The organism is Bacteroidota bacterium (assembly GCA_016715425.1).
Taxonomy (GTDB): Bacteria; Bacteroidota; Bacteroidia; order Chitinophagales; family BACL12; genus JADKAC01.
On record JADKAC010000001.1, the window covers coordinates 38,847 to 59,678 of the forward strand.

16 protein-coding genes are annotated in these 20,832 nt (G+C 35.2%); 13 read left to right on the forward strand and 3 right to left on the reverse strand.

Annotated features, from left to right (window positions below; genetic code table 11):
* Positions 1-50: 50 nt before the first annotated feature.
* Entirely contained in the window at positions 51-974 is a 924-nt protein-coding gene (locus IPN31_00145) for a LysM peptidoglycan-binding domain-containing protein (GenBank protein ID MBK8680330.1), read from the reverse strand.
* Positions 975-1,117: 143 nt separating this feature from the next.
* Here IPN31_00145 and IPN31_00150 point away from each other — a divergent pair, with 143 nt between their 5' ends.
* From IPN31_00150 to IPN31_00170, 5 genes are all read left to right on the forward strand, one after another.
* Entirely contained in the window at positions 1,118-2,452 is a 1,335-nt protein-coding gene (locus IPN31_00150; protein ID MBK8680331.1) for a nodulation protein NfeD, read from the forward strand.
* Positions 2,453-3,205, forward strand: a complete 753-nt coding sequence (gene kdsB / locus IPN31_00155) for a 3-deoxy-manno-octulosonate cytidylyltransferase (GenBank protein MBK8680332.1) — start codon at positions 2,453-2,455, stop codon at positions 3,203-3,205.
* Between the two features lie 117 nt (positions 3,206-3,322).
* Positions 3,323-4,990 carry a CTP synthase gene (locus IPN31_00160; GenBank protein MBK8680333.1) on the forward strand — a complete coding sequence of 556 codons (1,668 nt, stop codon included), beginning with the start codon at positions 3,323-3,325 and terminating at the stop codon, positions 4,988-4,990.
* 47 nt (positions 4,991-5,037) lie between these two features.
* The gene (gene yidC / locus IPN31_00165; GenBank protein ID MBK8680334.1) at positions 5,038-6,957 is read left to right on the forward strand and encodes a membrane protein insertase YidC; all 1,920 of its coding nucleotides are present in this window, start codon (positions 5,038-5,040) and stop codon (positions 6,955-6,957) included.
* Between the two features lie 135 nt (positions 6,958-7,092).
* The gene (locus IPN31_00170) at positions 7,093-8,136 is read left to right on the forward strand and encodes an AI-2E family transporter (protein ID MBK8680335.1); all 1,044 of its coding nucleotides are present in this window, start codon (positions 7,093-7,095) and stop codon (positions 8,134-8,136) included.
* Positions 8,137-8,516: 380 nt separating this feature from the next.
* On the opposite strand, the gene IPN31_00175 is transcribed toward IPN31_00170, so the two are convergent.
* Both IPN31_00175 and IPN31_00180 read right to left on the reverse strand, forming a co-directional pair.
* Positions 8,517-9,854 carry a dihydroorotase gene (locus tag IPN31_00175; GenBank protein ID MBK8680336.1) on the reverse strand — a complete coding sequence of 446 codons (1,338 nt, stop codon included), beginning with the start codon at positions 9,852-9,854 and terminating at the stop codon, positions 8,517-8,519.
* A 256-nt stretch (positions 9,855-10,110) separates the two neighbouring features.
* On the reverse strand, positions 10,111-11,475 hold the full coding sequence (locus IPN31_00180) for a M20/M25/M40 family metallo-hydrolase (protein MBK8680337.1): 1,365 nt from the start codon (positions 11,473-11,475) through the stop codon (positions 10,111-10,113).
* Between the two features lie 95 nt (positions 11,476-11,570).
* Here IPN31_00180 and IPN31_00185 point away from each other — a divergent pair, with 95 nt between their 5' ends.
* From IPN31_00185 to IPN31_00220, 8 genes are all read left to right on the forward strand, one after another.
* Positions 11,571-12,614, forward strand: a complete 1,044-nt coding sequence (locus IPN31_00185) for an aldo/keto reductase (GenBank protein MBK8680338.1) — start codon at positions 11,571-11,573, stop codon at positions 12,612-12,614.
* A gap of 3 nt (positions 12,615-12,617) precedes the next feature.
* Positions 12,618-13,712 carry a VWA domain-containing protein gene (locus IPN31_00190; GenBank protein MBK8680339.1) on the forward strand — a complete coding sequence of 365 codons (1,095 nt, stop codon included), beginning with the start codon at positions 12,618-12,620 and terminating at the stop codon, positions 13,710-13,712.
* 31 nt (positions 13,713-13,743) lie between these two features.
* Positions 13,744-15,249, forward strand: coding sequence for a magnesium chelatase (locus IPN31_00195; GenBank protein ID MBK8680340.1), 1,506 nt, complete (start codon positions 13,744-13,746; stop codon positions 15,247-15,249).
* A 98-nt stretch (positions 15,250-15,347) separates the two neighbouring features.
* Positions 15,348-15,719, forward strand: a complete 372-nt coding sequence (locus tag IPN31_00200) for a T9SS type A sorting domain-containing protein (GenBank protein MBK8680341.1) — start codon at positions 15,348-15,350, stop codon at positions 15,717-15,719.
* A 137-nt stretch (positions 15,720-15,856) separates the two neighbouring features.
* Positions 15,857-18,046: a S46 family peptidase gene (locus IPN31_00205; protein ID MBK8680342.1), complete on the forward strand. Its 2,190-nt coding sequence runs from the start codon at positions 15,857-15,859 to the stop codon at positions 18,044-18,046.
* Between the two features lie 59 nt (positions 18,047-18,105).
* Positions 18,106-18,741, forward strand: coding sequence for an NAD(P)-binding domain-containing protein (locus tag IPN31_00210; GenBank protein ID MBK8680343.1), 636 nt, complete (start codon positions 18,106-18,108; stop codon positions 18,739-18,741).
* A gap of 66 nt (positions 18,742-18,807) precedes the next feature.
* The gene (locus IPN31_00215; GenBank protein MBK8680344.1) at positions 18,808-19,878 is read left to right on the forward strand and encodes a class I fructose-bisphosphate aldolase; all 1,071 of its coding nucleotides are present in this window, start codon (positions 18,808-18,810) and stop codon (positions 19,876-19,878) included.
* A 76-nt stretch (positions 19,879-19,954) separates the two neighbouring features.
* A complete protein-coding gene (locus IPN31_00220) occupies positions 19,955-20,800 on the forward strand; it encodes an acetyl-CoA carboxylase carboxyltransferase subunit beta (protein MBK8680345.1) in 846 nt (281 codons plus the stop codon).
* The last annotated feature ends 32 nt before the right edge of the window (positions 20,801-20,832 follow it).

Consider the following 20,832-nt stretch of genomic DNA (forward strand, 5'->3'; position numbering starts at 1 on the left):
CCGAATCAATCGGGGCTTCTGAACCTAATTTATGAAACAATTGAACCTAATTACTTTTTCACTTCCTCTCGTGCTTCGTAATGTGAAATTTCAGAAACGAAACGTGCATCCAGTACATTGAGCTGTTCGGCTGCACCTGCCGAGAGTTTTATTAATGTTTTGTCACTTACCTCGGTATCAGATAATGTGCCAATCACTTTTGCATAAATCTCCCGATTATTCATCAGATTCCGCACCTTCACAATAGAACCAATAGGGGCTTCATTGTTCAACGCATAATATCTGCCATTGGTGATTTGCATGTCTGCACTGCCATCGATCCAAGTGGCAACACCTTTTTCACTTACAGTAACCATATCCATAAACTGATATTCCGCATACTGTTGTGCAAAGGATTTATTCTTGTCAGGCTTGGAATACACTATTTCCGGCTCCGATTTAATTTCTGTTAAAGTTTCTGTGGTATTATTTGTTTCCTCTTTTGCAATAATCAATTGGGAATTTTCTTCCACAAGTGTGTAGTCTTTTTGAACACTTGCACTTGGTTGTTGCGGAATTGTAAGTACCTGACCAATTTTAATCGCATTGTCTTTTATTTCAGGATTAAGCTTTTGTAATTCTGATACTTCAGTGGAATATTGCTTGGAAATGCTATACACTGTTTCTCCTTTAGCCACAATATGAAAACTGCTGTTTGCTGATTTAGTAGAAGTGGTGTAAGTATTTATTTGAGGAATTAATATTTCCTGTCCGAGTTTAATGGCATTCATATCTACTCCGGGATTGGCTTCTGTAATGCTTTGAAAGCTTACGTTATACTTGCGACTAATAGCATATACAGTTTCCCCCGCACTTAATTGATACACGATAAATGATTGCCCTGAAATATTCTTTACACCCACTGAATCTATGGGTGCAGCCATCAGGCTCCATGCCCAAACAACTAATAATATCAATAGGCAAATTCTTTTCATATTTTTGTTTTGCAGTAAAACTTCCATAAGTGAAACTTGGGTTTAAGGGTTTTTATTGCTTATACACATTTTATTCACAAGCAAAAATAGAGGTTGAGGTTATGCATAAATACTTTGCACGTAAGGGTTTTTACAGTTTTTTTGTGGGGTTTATATTATTGTGGACAGTTGTCTCCGCTTTAAGCAGTGTGGATAATAGCGAACAAAAGAAGGTTTTGTATTTTGAAATACATGAAGATATAATGCCTGCTGCCTGGCGCACTGTGAAAAATGCAGTAGAACAAGCAGAAGAAATTCAGGCAGATTATATTCTAATCAGTATGGATACTTATGGCGGAATGCTGGATGCTGCTGATAGTATTCGCACGAAATTGCTGGCAACCAAAATTCCGGTAATAGTACATGTCACCAACAATGCGGCTTCTGCGGGTGCATTAATAGCAATAGCCTGCGATAGTATTTATATGAATTCGTTTGCAAAAATTGGTGCTGCTAGTGTGGTTGATCAAAGCGGAAATGTAATGGCGGATAAATATCAGAGTTATATGCGTGGAATGATGCGGGCAACAGCAGAAGCAAATAATAGAAATCCGGAAATGGCGGAAGCAATGGTGGGTTCTATTAAAACTATTCCCGGGATTATTGATTCGGGCAAAGTGTTGACATTCACAACTAAGGAAGCAATTCAATATGGTTTTTGTGAAGCTCAGGCAGAAAATGCGGAAGCTGCACTTGCTGCTGCGGGAATTACAAATTATGAAATGGTGAAATATGAATCCACATTCATTGATAAGATGATGGGATTTTTTCTGAATCCTGTGTTGCGGGGTTTATGTATCACTTTTATTTTTCTGGGATTGTATTTTGAATTGCAAACACCCGGTATTGGTTTTCCTTTAGTGATTGCAATTGTTGCTGCACTATTATATTTCGCACCATTATATTTTGAAGGACTTGCACAAAACTGGGAGATACTATTATTTGTCGTCGGATTGATTTTACTTGCTCTTGAAATTTTTGTAATCCCAGGCTTTGGAATTGCCGGAATTTCAGGAATTGCATTTATCGTTACAGGATTGCTTTTAAGTATGCTGCAAAATCGAGGATTCAATTTTGATTTTACCGGCACAGGCGCAATTGCAGAATCTTTTAGTATCGTTATTGCGGCAATAATATTTACACTAATAGTTATTATCGGATTTTTTGGTCGCTTTCTCAACTCAGGATTATTTAAAAAAATATCCTTGCAAACAAGTGAAATGAGTGATGAAGGTTATCACACAAATATTTTAATATTACCCGCCTTCGTGGGAAAAACTGGAATTGCTGTTACTGATTTGCGACCTGCAGGAAAAATTGAAATTGAAGGTGAATGGATTGACGGACAAACAGAAGGCGATTATATTTCCAAAGGAGATCACGTGAAAGTGATTGCTGCTAAAAACAGTTTTGTTGTTGTTAGAAAAATTAAATTTTAAATGAAAGTATTAGCAATAATTCCGGCAAGATATGCAAGCACTCGTTTCCCCGGAAAACCTTTGGCAATGATTGGCGATACAAGTATGATAATGCGGGTTTATTATCAAGTGAAAAAAGTAAAACAACTACATGAAGTAATTGTAGCCACCGATGATAAACGTATTTATGATCATGTGAAAATGCATAAAGGAAATGTGATAATGACTTCTGCAAAACATCATAGCGGAACTGAGAGATGTGGTGAAGTAATGCGCAAGCTTAAAAAAAATTTTGATGTAGTTATTAATGTTCAGGGTGATGAGCCTTTTATTGAACCACAACAAATACGTTCAATTATTAAAGCATTCACCGATTCAGATATTGATATTGCAACTCTTTCTTTTCGCATTACAAATGCAGAAGAAATTTTTAATCCGAATGTGGTGAAAGTGGTTTGCAATAAACAAAAAGATGCTATGTATTTTTCACGCAATCCTATTCCTTATTTCCGCAGTGGAAAAGAAATTGCAGAACCGGTGAAATGGTTAGAAGCGTTTCCTTTTCAAAAACACATTGGGATCTATGGATACAAATCCAAAACATTAAAAAAAATTATTCAACTCTCGCCGGTTAAACTGGAAAAAACAGAATCGCTGGAACAATTGCGATGGCTGCATCATGGCTATAAAGTGCGGGTAATAAATACTGCTTTTGAAAGTGTCGGAATTGATACACCGGATGACTTTGAAAACGCATTACTCCGAATACAATAATTCTATTTTCTGAAAATACAAATTCCAATTTGCACAAATTGTTGAAATACAATTACGCTATTTTATTACTGACCTTCAAAATTTGTTCTACCTTTAAAACCCGTAACATTTCAAACTATGAAATCAAATTGTAAGTACATTTTCGTTACGGGTGGCGTAACTTCTTCCTTAGGCAAAGGCATCTTTTCCGCATCATTAGCAAGACTTCTGCAAGGCCACGGACTCCGTGTTACCATTCAGAAATTCGATCCTTATATCAATGTGGACCCGGGAACATTAAATCCGTATGAACACGGCGAATGTTACGTTACCGATGATGGTGCTGAAACAGATTTAGATCTTGGACATTATGAAAGATTTCTGGGTGTGGAAACATCACAAGCAAATAATGTTACTACAGGTGCAGTATATCAAACTGTAATTAATCGAGAACGTGCAGGAGATTATCTCGGTAAAACTGTGCAGGTAATTCCACATATTACCGACGAGATTCAACGTCGTATGTTGTTGTTGGGTGAAAGTGATAAGTACGATATTGTAATTACTGAAATTGGAGGTACTGTTGGTGATATTGAATCACTTCCTTACATAGAAGCAGTGCGTCAATTGAAATGGAAATTAGGCCATACTCGTTGCATAATTATTCACCTTACATTAATTCCGTTTTTAGCATCGGCAGGAGAATTAAAAACAAAACCAACACAACACTCAGTTAAATTATTATTAGAATCCGGAATACAAGCAGATATACTTGTATGCAGAACAGAACATCCGCTTACAAAAGAATTGCGCAGAAAACTCGCCTTGTTTTGTAACGTAAATATCAATGCAGTAATAGAAGCTATTGATGTGAAAACTATTTATGATGTACCTCTGAGTTTGTTGAAAGAAAATCTGGATGATATTGTTTTGGCAAAATTAAAATTGCCGCATCATGGCGAGCCGGATTTAACTACATGGAAAGAATTTTTAAGTCGTTTAAAAAATCCAACGAAAACAGTAAAAATTGCTTTAGTTGGAAAGTATGTGGAATTGCAGGATGCGTATAAATCTATATTAGAATCTTTTATTCATGCAGGTGCAGAAAATGAATGTAAAATAGAGGTGAGTTACATCCAATCAGAATTTATTACACCGGAAAATGTGCAAGAAAAAATCGGTGATATGGATGGAATTTTGGTAGCACCCGGATTTGGTGAAAGAGGTATTGAAGGGAAAATTACCGCCATTCAATTTGTACGTGAAAATAATATTCCTTTCTTTGGTATATGTCTCGGTATGCAGTGTTGTGTAGTTGAATTTGCACGCAATGTGTTGAAAATGGAGGATGCGCATTCCACTGAAATGAATGCGAAAACAAAATATCCGGTGATTGATAAAATGGAAGAACAAAAGGAAGTGGTGGATATGGGTGGTACGATGCGTCTCGGTGCTTATGATTGCAAAATATTTAAAAAGACACATGCGTATGAAGCTTATAAATCTCAATCCATAAGTGAACGCCATCGCCATCGCTACGAATTCAATAATACTTATCTGAAAGATTTTGAAGCGGCAGGAATGATGGCAACGGGTTTAAATCCACAACAGAATTTAATTGAAATTGTAGAATTAAAAAATCATCCTTGGTTTGTAGGTGTGCAGTTTCATCCTGAATTAAAAAGCAAAGTGGAGCAGCCGCATCCGTTGTTTGTTGAATTTGTAAAGGCAGCTATCCAACATAAAGAAAATCCACAATCTGCGGATTTAATTACTTCAAAACACAGAGCAAAACTGCAAGCATAGCTTTGATTAGTGCTTTAGCTAAATCTGTTTAGCTTTGCGGCTCAAATATGGATCGTAATACAATTATTGGATTTGTGTTGCTCGGCGCATTGTTTATCGGGTATCTCACTATACAAAGTAGAATTTCACAAAAGGCAAGGGTGCAGGAAGTGATGCAACAGGATAGTATTCGTGTTGCACAAGAGATGCGCATAGCCGATAGTCTCCAGATTATTAAAAATGAAAGAATTGCCTGGGCAAAAGCGCATGCAGATTCTACAATTACTACAGACTCACTTTCTGAAACTGAATTGCTGAACTTGTATGATACATTAAGTACAACGCAACCTGTTATTATTTCCGAAAAAGATACCACTCAAAAATATACCGGGCCGTTTGCAGAATCCATGCAAGGTGAAAAAGAATTAATTGTTTTAGAGAATGATAAATTGCAAATCACTTTTGACAATAAAGGTGGTGATATAGAAAGAGTACAATTGAAGGATTACAAACAATACGATGGCGGTCCTTTGTATTTGGTAAATGGAGAACACAATTATTTTAATTATACTTTTTATTATGACAACGATAAATTATTAAATACCGATAGTCTCTATTTTAATGTACTTGAAAATATTCCGGGTAAGTCAATTACGTTTCGTGCAAGCGCAGGTGAAGGAAAATATTTTGATCAGATTTATTCCTTCAACGATACAAGTTATTTGGTTGATTATAAAATAAAACTCACCGGTTTTAATAATGTGATTCCTGCAAATCTTGCTTTTATGAAACTCAATTGGCAGAATGATATGCAGGAGCAGGAAAAAAATATTAAATACGAGCGACAGTATTCTAAATTTTATTTCAGTTATAAAAACGGCGATTTAGATTATAAATCCTCGAATGGAAACATAGATTTTGATGCAACAGTAAAATGGTTGAGTTGTCAGCAGCAATTTTTTAATACTACACTCATTGCTAAAAATGGTTTTGATAATCAGGGTAACATGAGTATTTACTCTGATGAAGAAGACACAACAGCTTTTGTAAAAAGATGTAATGCTGAATTATTTATCACCTTCAATAATCAATCGCAATTTGAAGTACCGATGCAATGGTATTTCGCACCAAACAAATATTCGGAGTTAAAAGAACTTGGTATTGGTCTGGAAGATATTATTCCTACAGGCACCAGTATTTTTCGTGTAATAAATCGTTGGGTAGTTATACCATTATTTAATTTCCTCGGTGGATTTTTAAATAATTATGGGTTAATTATTTTCTTGATGACGCTCATTATTAAAATCGCATTAACTCCACTTACTTATCGCTCCTATTTATCCATGGCAAAAATGCGGGTGTTGCAACCTGAGATTGCAGAGATGAAAGAAAAGCTGAAAGATGATCAGGCGAAGATGGGGCAAGAGCAATTAAAATTGTTTAGAAAGGCTGGAGTAAATCCATTGGGTGGTTGTATTCCTACTTTACTTTCTATGCCTATCCTCATTGCCTTATTCCGATTCTTTCCGGGAGCTATTGAATTACGTCAGCAATCATTTTTATGGGCAGATGATTTATCCAGTTATGATGATATTATTCATTGGAGTGCCGACATTCCATTTATAGGAAGTCACCTCAGTATTTTTTGTGTACTGATGACGCTCTCTTCCATTTTATATATGCGCATGAACATGACGCAAGCATCCGGACTTACAAAAGAAATGCGTTGGGTGCAATATATGATGCCTGTTTTCTTTTTATTCTTCCTGAATAATTCACCAGCCGGATTAACCTATTATTATTTCGTAAGTAATATGGTAACCTTCGGACAACAATGGGGTATTCGTCGCTTCTTAATAAATGATGAAACCATTCATGCACAAATACAGGAAAACAAAACGAAGCCAGTGAAAAAATCAAAATTTGCACAGCGATTAGAAGATGCAATGAAGCAGCAAGAAGCAATGCGAAAAGGGAAGAAGAAATAATTAGTACACTTTAAAAAAATTGTTTTCCATTAACTCATTGTGGGATATTTTACCCATTTAATAATCTAATATTATTACAAAGTATCTTGTAATTATTAACTACTTTTATTTTTACCTTTATATATAAAAATTACTATGCCACTTAGCATTACAGCGTTAAAACAAAGAAATATCCTTATATTAATTATTATCATTTTCATAGGAATATTCATTGCATTGGAATTGGTGGGAATATTAGGTGGTTTGTTAGGTGCAATAATTATTTATGTCATCTTTCGTCCGTTAAATATTTATCTACAGGAAAAAAGAAAATGGAACAAAGGTTTATCAACTGCATTAATTCTGTTTCTTTCCTTTGTGTGTATTATTATACCCATCTTTTTTCTTATAAAACTTATTTCCAACAGGGTTATTTTTTATATCAACAATCCTGAAATTACCGAGGAAATATTAAAAAATATAGACCGGTTTGCAACTGAAAAATTAAATGAACCCGATCTTATTAATGAAACAATTACTAATTTAAAAGCTGGAGCTGCTGCTTTATTCGGTTCTATTGTTAACGGCGCTGCAAATACATTTGTCCAGATCCTCGTGATGTATTTTACTTTATATTTTACCATGAAAAACTTCAGGCAATTTGAAAACGGTCTCGTGCATTACTTACCTTTTATAAAATCAAATTCTGTAAGAATAGGAAATGAATTACGCAATATGACCTATTCAAATATTTTAGGTCAGGGGCTGATTGCAATTATTCAGGGAACACTCTTGGGAATCGGATTTTTAATATTCGGTATTCCGGAACCGGTATTTTGGGGCGTAATTGGAACATTCTTATCCATGATACCCATGTTTGGAGCTCCTCTTATTTTCATACCGGCAGGTCTCATTGAATTATCAAATGGAAATTCAATTGCAGGAATTGGGATCATTGTTTATGGTTACTTAATTGTAACAACCATAGATAATTTTATTCGTATGGCAATCGGAAGAAAAATTGCAAACACCCATCCTTTGATCACGATTATAGGTGTTGTTATAGGAATTCCTTTGTTTGGAATACTCGGAATATTATATGGCCCACTTATGTTGAGTCTATTTATTATTCTTATAAATATTTACACCTCCAATAAAGTAGAAATTGAAAAATTGGAAGGTGACGAAAATAATTTGTAAAAAGCAATAAAACAGAATAATACGATTAGGTATTAAATAATATTCTTTGTCCCCTCATCTCCTCATTAATATTGTAATTGCTATAAACCACACTCCAATTTACAAAAGTGTTGTACCCGCCGAGTCACTGGAACAGCACTCAGCGTATTATAATTGATAAACTCTATCGCCGTTAGTGAAAACTTAGACCATTGACTATGACCATTGAAAAAAAAATCGAAGTTTCTTATTCTATGTTTCAGGTTAAACAATATCATTCATTTTCATTAATGAATAATGATTTTCAATGTTACTCAAAGCAAGCTATTGCCTTCGACATTCGCCTTCGCTTTTTCCGATTCCACGATTCCACGATTCGACAGTTACACAATTCTCCAATTCTACAATTTAAAAAACCCCATCCTTTTCCCTCTCACCGCTTCATCAAAAATGCCACTATTATAAACTCGTTTGCCGCTGACAAATGTTTGTTCTACTTTGCCATGCATAGTATAATTTTCTAATGGACTCCAACCGCATTTGTATAAAATATTTTCTTTGGTAACCCGCCATTGTTTTTGTGTGTCTAATAAATACATATCAGCATAATATCCTTCACGAATAAATCCTCTTTCTTTTATGCGGAAACAGGTTGCTACATTATGACTCATTTTTTCTGCAATTTTTTCCAATGATATTTTTCCTTCATTATAAAATTGCATCATGATGTTTATGCTGTGTTGCACCATTGGCGCACCCGATGGACATGTTGTATAAGGATTTGATTTTTCTTCTATTGTATGCGGCGCATGGTCGGTTGCTATTACATCAAAATGATTATCTAATAATGCATTTAATAATTGCGGTTTATGCTTTTTATCTTTTACTGCCGGATTCCATTTTATTCTACTACCGAGTTTTTCATAATCATCCGCATCAAAAAATAAATGATGCACACATACTTCAGCAGTTAATCTTTTATCTTTTAATGGAATGGTATTATCAAACAACGCAATTTCATCGGCGGTGCTGATGTGTAAAATATGCAAACGTGTGTCAAATCTTTTTGCAAGTCCGGAGGCAAGAGTGGAGGAAATTAAACAAGCTTCTTCATTGCGAATTACAGGGTGATATTCTACAGGAATATTATCACCGTAATTTTCTTCAAACTGTTTTAAATTTTTTTGAATTGTTTGTTCATCCTCACAATGTGTTGCAATTAATGTAGGTGCATTTTTAAATATTTGCACTAACACATGTTCATCATCCACTAACATATTTCCTGTGGATGCACCCATAAATATTTTTATACCACAAACAGTTTCCGGATTTGTTTTTAAAACTTCTTCCACATTATCATTGCTCACACCCATATAGAAAGAATAATTGGCAAGCGAAGTGCGTGATGCAATTTCATAACGCTGTTGCAATAAATCCTGAGTAAGCGAAGGCGGTTTTACATTGGGCATATCCATAAAAGAAGTTACACCACCGGCAACAGCCGCTTTAGAACCATGATAAATATCTTCTTTATGCGTAAGACCCGGTTCACGAAAATGCACCTGATCATCAATAATTCCCGGCATAAGAAATAAACCCGCAGCATCAATAATTTCCACTTTTTCTTTAACAGAAATATTCGGATCAATACGTTCAATTCGTTCATTTTTTATAAACACATCAGAAGAAATAATTTTTCCTTCATTAACTATTTGCGCATTTTTTATCAGATAATTCATTGTACAAAATTAATGTGCAAATATGCAAATGTGCGAATGTGTTTGATTAGCTGATAAGATGATTAGCCTATTAGCCGATGTGAGAATTAGCCGATTAGCCGATTAGATGATTAGCTGATTATCAATTGTGAAAGTGATTAGCTGATAAGTTTATTAGTTGATTTGCAAATGAGCAGAGCATTCAATTAGCACATTTACACATTTGCTAATCGGCTAATCATTCTCACATTTACACATCTGCTAATTTGCACATTATCTACTCAATTCCATTCTCGCTAATCCACCAAACCACAGATGTCATAGTTGCAGCACCTAAACTCAGTTCACGTTTATTCACTTTATCGAATGTATCGTTTGCAGTGTGGTGAATATCCATATAGCGTTGCGAATCGGGTACTAAACCGATTAATGTAGTACCTAATTCCTTTAACGGACCGATATCTGTTCCACCATATCCTCGCTGAATATAATACACACCATAAGGAAGAAATAAAGGTTTCAGATCAGTAAATATTTGTACAATTGCATCACTATCATCTTCAATAGTAAATCCTCTTGGTGAATATCCACCTGCATCACTTTCCATTGCTGCAATATGTTTTTCATTTGTTGTCTTCGCCCAATCAGCGTAAGCATGGCCACCACGATTTCCATTTTCTTCATTCATAAACAACACACATCTTATAGTGCGTTTTGGTTTTATTCCTAAAGCTTTTATTGTACGCAATACTTCCATACTTTGCACGCATCCTGCGCCATCATCATGTGCACCTTCACCCACATCCCAACTATCTAAATGTCCACCAACAGTTATTACTTCATTTGGAAATTCACTACCTGTTATTTCTGCAATTACATTATAAGATTTTACATCAGGTAAAAATTTACACCATGTTAAAAGTTTGAATTCTGTTTTAGGGAATTCAGTTAATGTTGCACTTAATAATTCTGCATCTAATGTGCTGATAGCAACTGCGGGAATTTTTTTATTCTCATCTAAATAGCGCATGCTGCCTGTATGTGGAAATTCATCCTTTGCCGAACCAACACTTCTAACTACTACAGCTATTGCTCCATATTTCGCAGCTTCACTCGGCCCCTTCCAACGATACTCTACACAAGGACTATAACTTTCAAAAGTATTGATGTATTCATGCTCCCAATAGTGATTAAAAAAAACAATCTTGCCTTTAATATTTTCGGCACCGATTTTTTGCAATTCATCGAAATTATGTACTTCAATTACTTGTGCCTGAATACCATCTTCCGGTGTTGCTATTGAATTACCCAAGGCCAACACTTCTACTTGTCCGACACCAATAATTTCAGCATATTCTTTTTGTCCACGCACCCAGCGAGGTACCATCACTTCCTGTAACCACACTTTATCAAATCCTTCATCATCCAAAGTTTCTTTAGCCCAGCGCACTGCCATATCCGCTTGCGGCGAACCACTTAAACGATGACCAACATCTTTACATAAATCATGTAGCCACTCATAGCATTTACCATTATATAATATTTCAGTATAAATATTTCGAATAATTGTTGAATCAGATTCTTGTGCATACATTTGGATGGATAGCAACATAGAGAAAACAGCAAAATATATTTTTTTCATTTCATTATTTTTAACCGCACGAAATTAATAGTTTGCTTTTCATTCTATCATGAACTATTGACAACTATTCAGGTTTTTAAGCTAACAACAACATTATGCGATACAAATTATTAGGAAGAAGCGGACTTCGTGTTTCAGAAATTTGTCTGGGTACAATGACCTTTGGTGAAGAATGGGGCTATGGTGCAAATAGTGCGGAGACAGAAAAAATATTTAATACGTATTTAGAAGCCGGAGGAAATTTTATTGATACTGCAAACAGATATACAGATGGAACCAGTGAAAAGTTGTTAGGAGAACTGATAAAAAAATCTGGTAAGCGGAATGAATTAATTATTGCCTCCAAATATTCTCTTATTGTGAAAATGGATGATGGTATTAATGCAAGTGGCAATCATCGAAAAAATATGATGCAATCTGTAGATGAAAGTTTACAACGTTTGGGTTTAGAATCCTTAGATATTTTTTATTTGCATGCCTGGGATTATACAACACATATAGAAGAAGTATTGCGTGCAATGGATGATCTTGTTAGCTCCGGTAAGGTAATGTATGTTGCAATTTCGGATACACCGGCATGGATAGTTTCTCGTGCAAATGCAATTGCTGATTTGCGGGGATGGAATCCATTTGTTGCATTGCAAATTGAATATTCATTATTACAAAGAAGTGTGGAACGTGAATTAATTCCAATGGCAAATGCACTTGATCTTGCGGTTGTTGCATGGGCGCCAATTGCAGGTGGTGCATTGACAGGAAAATATTTAAAAGAAAATGATGATCCGAAACGTTTAAAGGAACACAGCAAACGATTGAGTGAAAAGAATATGGAAATTGCAAAAACAGTGGTGGCGATTGCAAAGGAATTAAATAAACAACCATCGCAAATTGCAATCGCATGGGTAATGCAACAGGGAAATAATATTATCCCGATTGCAGGTGCAAGAAATGCAGAACAATTGCATGAAAATTTGATGGCAACAGAAGTAGAATTCACAAAAGAACAATTAGAGAGATTGGATGAAGTGAGTAAAATTGAATTGGGTTTTCCGCATGATTTTTTAAATGGTGCCGGAATAAGAAATGTTTTATACGGCGGACAAATTGATAATATTTCATTGCATAGAAAAGGATTTTAAAAAATGCTGGGCAATCGTTTTTCAAAATATATAGAACAACTTAAATCAACTTTTGATACACTGTTTGATTTATTCAAAGAACTGTTGGTTTATACTTCGGGTGATGTTACAGAAGCCTTGGATTGGCTGAATCAAATTGATGAGCAATATAAAATCACAACAGCAGAATATGGTATGGGTGATTTTATTCAGGAATTAAAAGATCGTGGATATTTAAAAGAAGAACAGGAAGGTGGAGTAGGAATGGTGCCAACTGCAAAAATGGAACAGACCATTCGCAAAACTTCTCTTGAACAAATTTTTGGTAAGCTGAAAAAATCAACACAAGGTCAACATAAAACTTCTTTCACAGGAACAGGTGATGAAAATAGTGCAGATCGCAGAAGCTATCAATACGGTGATTCATCAGATCAGATTGATTTTACTGACTCCATTAAAAATGCATACATCAATCACGGTATTGATGAATTTAAAATGTATGATGATGATATTGTAGTTGTAGAAAAAGAATATAAAGCACAAACTTCTACCGTGTTAATGATTGATGTTTCGCACTCCATGATTTTATATGGTGAAGATAGAATTACACCGGCGAAAAAAGTGGCAATGGCATTGAGTGAATTGATTACTACTAAATTTCCAAAAGATACTTTAGACATTATTGCTTTTGGTGATGATGCATGGCAGATTGAAATTAAAGATTTACCGTATTTACAAGTAGGACCTTATCATACAAATACAGTTGCAGGTTTAGAATTAGCATTGGATATTTTGCGTAGAAGAAAAAATCCGAACAAACAAATATTTATGATTACGGATGGCAAACCCACTTGTATTATCCGCAATGGAAAATATTATAAAAATAGTTTTGGAATTGATCAAATCATTTTAAACAAAACATTAAATCTTGCTGCTTACTGTAGAAGAATGGGAATTCGCATTACTACATTTATGATTGCAAAAGATCCGTACTTACAAAGGTTTGTAGAAGAGTTTACAAAGGTGAATCAGGGCAAAGCATTTTATACCAGTTTGAAAGGATTGGGTGATTATATATTTGAAGATTACGAACGCAATCGCCGCCGCAATGTGCGATAATATTTTTTAAAAAAGATTTTGAACAATACGAATGAATACAACTGAAATTACAACACTCGCACAATTAAAAAAATCGGGATATAAGCCACTTCCAATAAAAGAAGAGTTGCGGAAAAATCTGGTAAAGAAATTACGCAAAGGCGAAAAATTATTTGAATCTATTTATGGATTTGAACATACGGTAATTCCGGATATTGAACGAGCAATTTTATCAAGACATAATATTATTTTGTTAGGATTGCGTGGTCAGGCTAAAACACGTATCGCAAGATTATTAGTTGATTTATTGGATGAATATATTCCTGTAATTACCGGCAGCGAATTAAATGATGATCCACTACAACCTGTATCCAGATTTGGAAATGATTTAGTTGCGCAAATGGGCGACGATACTCCTGTGAGTTGGTTACATCGTTCGGAACGTTACACAGAAAAATTAGCAACACCAGATGTATCTGTTGCTGATTTAATTGGTGATGTAGATCCGATTAAAGCAGCAAATTTAAAAGTGCCTTATTCCGATGAACGTGTTATTCATTTTGGATTAATTCCAAGATCGCATCGTTGCATTTTTGTTATTAATGAATTACCTGATTTGCAAGCGAGAATACAAGTGGCCTTGTTTAATATTTTGCAGGAAGGTGATATTCAGATTCGTGGTTTTAAAGTGAGATTGCATTTAGATATGCAATTTATATTTACTGCAAATCCGGAAGACTATACAAATCGTGGTTCTATAATTACGCCGTTAAAGGATAGAATTGAAAGTCAGATTTTGACACACTATCCAAAAGATATTCTGGTCTCAAAAAAAATTACAGAACAAGAAGCAGCAATTCATCCTGAACAATCTATTGTGCAATTAAATGATTTGGCAGAAGATTTAATTGAGCAAATTGCATTTGAAGCCAGACAAAATGAATTTGTGGATCAGAAAAGTGGAGTGTCTGCAAGGATGACAATTACTGCAAAAGAAAATTTAGTGAGCGCTGCGGAAAGAAGATGTTTGATGAATGGCGAAAAGAAAACGTTTGTACGTGTCTCAGATTTTTGGGGAGTGATTCCTTCCATTACCGGGAAATTGGAATTAGTTTATGAAGGCGAACAGGAAGGTCCTTTTATTGTCGCATTAAATTTAATCGGCAAAGCAATTCGAAGTCAATTTGTAAAATATTTTCCTGCTCCGGAGAAATCAAAAAAGATAAAGCAAGAAAAAAAAGCAGGACCATATAAGGAAATTGTAGATTGGTTTATTGAGGGCAATCAATTAGATATTTTAAACGATATCACTGAAAAAGAATATCGCAAAAATTTAGATGCAGTTCCGGGCTTGAAGCATTTGGTGGAGAAAAAATTTCCAAATATTGAAATTGCAGAAAAGTATTTTATGATGGAATTTGTATTACATGGATTAAGTGAATATTCTATGTTGAGTAAAGGATTGTTGCATGATGGTACACAATTCAGAGATTTATTTTCCAGTGTATTCACAGGCGAAACAATGAGTGATGATGACTTTGATCTTGATAACTTGTAATTTGTTAATCCCTGTTAATTAACAGAGTGACGTAACAAACCAATTGATTCATAAGTATAAGATGCTTATTTTTACACATAATTTTTTTATAGCGGCCTATGGCAAAAATATACACTCAAGTTTCTCTCACAATTTTAGTTTTCTGTTTGGCACTATTAGCCGTTCAAACTTCAGTTGCTGCTGTATATACCGAAAATAATTCAGTATATATTGAGAGTTATATAGATGGTACCGACGTGTCTATCTATCCTAATCCGGTAAAGGCTTTTGCAACCGTGAATTTTTCTAAAAATATTGATCGCATAGTTATTTTAAATATTGTAGGTAAAGAAATACTCTCTATAATTCCTGAACAGGGCAAGCAAGTTATCTCTGTAAATCTGAGTGAATTACAACCGGGTGTTTATTTTATCGCCGGTATGAGTAATGGTACTAAGCTAATTACCAAGCGATTCATGAAAGAAATATAAATAAATTTAAGCTATCTTATTTAAGCGGTATTTGCCGCTTTTTTTATGTCAATTCACATACTTTTTTCTAATCAATAAATTAAGCTATTATCTTAGCGACCGATATTTTTTACACTTTTAATTAAAAAAAAATAGTAATGCAAAAGCTGAAATTGTTGCTGATATCCCTTGTGCTTATTCCATTTGTGAGTAAAGCTTCTCTACCACATCCAATGCCGGATGAAGGTATGTGGTTAGTTTCTGTAATTACGGATATTAATATTAAGGAAATGAAAAAGCTGGGTTTTGAACTTACAGCTTCCGATATCTATAATATTGATAAGCCAAGTTTAAAAGATGCGGTAATGGTTTTCGGTGGATTTTGTACCGGTGAATTTGTTTCTGCTAATGGACTTGTTTTCACAAATCATCATTGCGGATATGATGCAGTAGCAGGGGTAAGTAGTCCGGAAAATAATTATCTCGACAATGGTTTTTGGTCAAAAAATTATTCTGAAGAAATTCCGATTGAAGGTTTGTATGTAGAAATGTTAGTGCGTGCAAATAATATTACAGATTCCATTATTCCTTTTCTTGCCGGATTGGATAATACATCTCGCCAAATGAAAGCAAGAGAAATTATTTCCAGAATTACAGATCGTGAAACTGAGTCCTCCGGATTAATTGTAAATATTGAACCTATGTTTAACGGTAATCAATATTTTATTTTTTATATGAAGGAGTATGATGATGTGCGTCTTGTTGGTGTTCCTCCCGCTTCTATCGGCAATTATGGTGCTGATACCGACAACTGGATGTGGCCGAGACATACTGGAGACTTTTCTATTTTCAGAGTGTATGCGGATGCGAATAATGAGCCGGCTGCTTATTCTGAATCAAATGTGCCTTATAAGCCAAAGAAATTTTTGACCGTTGATATCAGCGGAGTTAAGGATGGAGATTTCACAATGATTATGGGTTATCCCGGTTCAACAAATAGATATCTAACCAGTTTTGCAATGCAGGAAATAATTACAGAAAGCAACCCTGCTCAAGTGGATGTTTTTACAGCAGCAACAGAAGCAATGAAAGTTGAAATGGATAAAGATGTTGCGACAAGACTTGCTATTGCACCCGATTATTCTAGTTTGAAGAATGCACTGAAATTATATACAGGGCAAATATCAGGTATGACGAAAGTATTGGATGCGGTTGCTTACAAACAAAATGAAGAAAAAGCTTTTGAAGCATGGGTAAATAAACAAGGCGGCGAAGTAAAAGAAATGTATGGCAGCTTGCTTCTGGATTTGAAAGCGGCATATAGTGATTTAAGTGTAGTGAATAAAGAATATTATTACAAAATTTATCCAGTGTTACTTAGCACTCCTGGAAGTCTTTCAAGAGATTTAAATGAGTTGGCAACAATGCTTGCAGATAAAAATATCAGCGATGAAGATCTAGATGAAACTATTGCAATTATACGCAGCGGAGCTGATGAAACTTTTGTAAATTATTATCCTGGGGTAGATCTCAATAAGACTGCTGCATTTATTAAACTATTAAATAATAAATTAACGGAAGATCAAAAGCCACAGGTAGTAAAAGATATTTTATCTAAAACAAATGGAGCCGATGATAATGAGAAAATTGATACATGGACAAAAAATGCATTTGCAAATTCTATTATTGCATCACCCGAAAAATTGAATGCATTTTTAGATAAACCCAAACTGAAAAAGTTAAATGCAGATCCGCTGTATTCTTTTTATACCGGGTTGTATGAAAGTGCCATGAGCATTCGTCCGCAATTTGTTGCAGCAAAACAACAGATCAGTGTATTGAACAGAACCTATATGGCAGCACAAATGCAAATGCATCCTGAAAAAGCATTTTATCCCGACGCCAATTTTACATTGCGCCTTACTTATGGAAAAGTAAATCCGTATTCTCCGAGAGATGGTATTGAATATCATTCTATTACTTATCTGGAAGGTGTAATGGAAAAAATGGATAATACAGATGAAGAATTTATAGTGCCGGATAAACTCTATGAGCTTTACAAAAAAAAGGATTACGGTCAATATGCGGATGCTTCAGGTAGAATGCCGGTATGTTTTCTTTCTGATAATGATATTACCGGTGGCAATAGTGGAAGTCCAATTATGAACGACAAGGGACATATTATCGGACTTGCCTTTGACGGAAACTACGAAGGCACACCGGGTGATTATATTTTTGATCCAAATATGAACAGAACAATTAACGTGGATATACGGTATGTCCTTTTCGTAATTGAAAAGTTAGGTGGAGCAAAAAATATTATTGACGAATTAATAATCGTAAAATAACATTCAATAAAAATGCAGCAGGTGAAATCACTGCTGCATTTTTTTACTAAAATAATTATATGCGCATAGCAATTCTTGGAGCCGGTAATATTGGATTAGCAGCAGGTATTAAATGGCTGAAGAAAGGTCATGAAATAACTTTTGGAGTTAGAGATACACAAAGTCAGAAAGCATGGAATGCTATTGAAACAGGTGCTAAGGTGAATGGATTTCAGGAAGCTTGTAATGATGCAGAAGTTATTTTAATTGCATTGCCATTTGGCATTGCGGATGATGTGATAAAGGCAATCAACATTGAATGGGATGATAAAATAATTATTGATGCTACCAATCCTATTTCAGTAGCAACAGATCCTTTTGATTCGGCTGCGGAAGCTATACAAGCCTGGACAGGAAATGATAATATTGTAAAGGCTTTTAATACTACAGGTTCTGCAAATCTTAGCAATCCAATTTACAATGGATTGCCCATAGAAACATTTATTTGCGGGAATGAAAAAAATTCAAAAGAAGTGGTAACGCAACTTGCTGAAGAACTTGGATTTACAGTGGTGGATGTGGGTGGATTGGAAAATGCGCCCATGCTGGAAAGTCTTGCAAATCTTTGGACTACTATGGCCTATAAACTTGGAAAAGGGCCAAATTTTGCTTTTACAATTGTTACCAGAAATACAGGTCAGCAGGCAAATGGCTGATACTTCTTGTGATTCCGAAAACAGCATTCTTATATTTGCGATAATCAAAAATTTAAAACACTCATTATGTCTATAAATAATATCAGTAGTCTTTTAGGAGATAAAGCAGAATACCTGCTGAATCATACATGCAATACTATTTCAAAAGAATCATTGCATTTACCCGGTTCTGATTTTATCGAAAGAGTATGGATGAATAGTGATCGCAATCCGCAAGTGTTGCGTAGTTTACAATCCTTGTTTGGCAATGGTCGCCTTGCAAACACAGGATATTTATCTATTTTGCCTGTAGATCAAGGAATTGAACACTCCGCAGGTGCATCCTTTGCTGCAAACCCTTTGTATTTTGATCCGGAAAATATTGTGAAGTTGAGTATAGAGGGTGGCTGCAATGCTGTGGCAAGTACATTTGGAGGGTTGGGAATAGTGGCTAGAAAATATGCGCATCGCATTCCATTTATCGTAAAAATTAATCACAACGAATTTTTGACATACCCGAATAAATTTGATCAGATCATGTTTGCTTCCATTAAGTCTGCATGGAATATGGGCGCAGTTGCTGTTGGAGCAACAATTTATTTTGGTTCTGATAATTCTACTCGACAGATACAGGAAGTAAGCAAAGCTTTTGAAATAGCACATGAGCTGGGAATGGCTACAATACTTTGGTGTTACCTGCGCAACCCTGAGTTTAAGAAAGATAAAGATTACCATGTTTCGACTGACCTTACCAGCCAGGCTAATCATTTAGGCGTAACCATTCAAGCGGATATTATCAAGCAAAAATTGCCTGAAAATAATGGTGGTTATTTAGCTTTAAACAGCAAGGAATCTCCTTATGGTAAAAATGATAAACGCATTTATTCTGAATTAACAACCGATCATCCTGTTGACCTTTGTCGCTATCAAGTTGCCAATTGTTATATGGGTAGAGCCGGGTTGATTAATTCCGGCGGTGCTTCATCCGGTGCATCTGATATGGCGGAGGCTGTTACCACTGCGGTTATTAATAAAAGAGCAGGAGGTATGGGACTTATCAGTGGTCGTAAAGCTTTTCAACGCCCGATGCAGGAAGGGGTAACTATATTAAATGCCATTCAAGATGTTTACCTAAGTAATGATGTAACTATAGCCTGATTAGCAGAAAAATTATTTTATACATTTGCTCTCCCCGCATGCATTTTTGCTGAGGAGAAATTAAATAAGAATCACCTTGAGTTGGTTTAACAGGAAAAAAGAGGGAATTCAAACTTCTACCAAAGAAAAGATTGATACACCTGAAGGCATTTGGTATAAATGCCCTGAATGTAAAAAAACCACCACCGTAAAAGCCCACGAGGATAATTTATGGTGTTGCCCCAATTGTGGTTATCACGGTCGAATTGGTTCCAAACAATATTTTTCTTTTCTATTTGATGAAGGAAAGTACGAATTACTTTTTGAAAATATCATTTCTAAGGATGCACTCAAATTTGTTGACCTCAAGCCTTATGAACAAAGGCTAAAGGATGCTTATGAAAAATCAGGTTATACAGATGCCATCAGTGTTGGATACGGTGATATGGATGGGCACCCTGTAACAATTGCATGTATGAACTTTGAGTTTATAGGAGGTTCAATGGGTGTTGTGGTTGGAGAGCGCATAAGTAAAGGAATTGATCATGCTATAAAAACAAAATCTTCATTTATTATCATATCTAAATCCGGTGGTGCCCGTATGATGGAAAGTGGATTTTCATTGATGCAAATGGCGAAAACGTCATCGAAACTCACCTTACTTAGTAAACATAAACTGCCATACATTTCTTTATGTACGGATCCTACAACAGGCGGAGTTACGGCAAGTTATGCTATGCTGGGAGATATTAATATGGCAGAGCCAAAAGCTATGATAGGTTTTGCCGGACCACGAGTGGTAAAGGAAACAATCAAGAAAGATTTGCCTAAAGGATTTCAACAAAGTGAATTTGTATTGGAAACAGGTTTTCTTGATTTGATTGTAGAACGAAAAAAACTAAAAGAGGAAATTATCAAACTGCTTAGCTATTTTAGAAATTAAACTAGGCCTTTCCTCACAATTAGAATGACCCT

Coding starts and splice junctions, on each gene's coding strand:
- IPN31_00145 (MBK8680330.1), bottom strand. CDS start 974: ATGAAAAGAATTTGCCTATTGATATTATTAGTTGTTTGGGCATGGAGC.
- kdsB (MBK8680332.1), top strand. CDS start 2,453: ATGAAAGTATTAGCAATAATTCCGGCAAGATATGCAAGCACTCGTTTC.
- IPN31_00160 (MBK8680333.1), top strand. CDS start 3,323: ATGAAATCAAATTGTAAGTACATTTTCGTTACGGGTGGCGTAACTTCT.
- yidC (MBK8680334.1), top strand. CDS start 5,038: ATGGATCGTAATACAATTATTGGATTTGTGTTGCTCGGCGCATTGTTT.
- IPN31_00170 (MBK8680335.1), top strand. CDS start 7,093: ATGCCACTTAGCATTACAGCGTTAAAACAAAGAAATATCCTTATATTA.
- IPN31_00175 (MBK8680336.1), bottom strand. CDS start 9,854: ATGAATTATCTGATAAAAAATGCGCAAATAGTTAATGAAGGAAAAATT.
- IPN31_00180 (MBK8680337.1), bottom strand. CDS start 11,475: ATGAAAAAAATATATTTTGCTGTTTTCTCTATGTTGCTATCCATCCAA.
- IPN31_00185 (MBK8680338.1), top strand. CDS start 11,571: ATGCGATACAAATTATTAGGAAGAAGCGGACTTCGTGTTTCAGAAATT.
- IPN31_00190 (MBK8680339.1), top strand. CDS start 12,618: ATGCTGGGCAATCGTTTTTCAAAATATATAGAACAACTTAAATCAACT.
- IPN31_00195 (MBK8680340.1), top strand. CDS start 13,744: ATGAATACAACTGAAATTACAACACTCGCACAATTAAAAAAATCGGGA.
- IPN31_00200 (MBK8680341.1), top strand. CDS start 15,348: ATGGCAAAAATATACACTCAAGTTTCTCTCACAATTTTAGTTTTCTGT.
- IPN31_00205 (MBK8680342.1), top strand. CDS start 15,857: ATGCAAAAGCTGAAATTGTTGCTGATATCCCTTGTGCTTATTCCATTT.
- IPN31_00210 (MBK8680343.1), top strand. CDS start 18,106: ATGCGCATAGCAATTCTTGGAGCCGGTAATATTGGATTAGCAGCAGGT.
- IPN31_00215 (MBK8680344.1), top strand. CDS start 18,808: ATGTCTATAAATAATATCAGTAGTCTTTTAGGAGATAAAGCAGAATAC.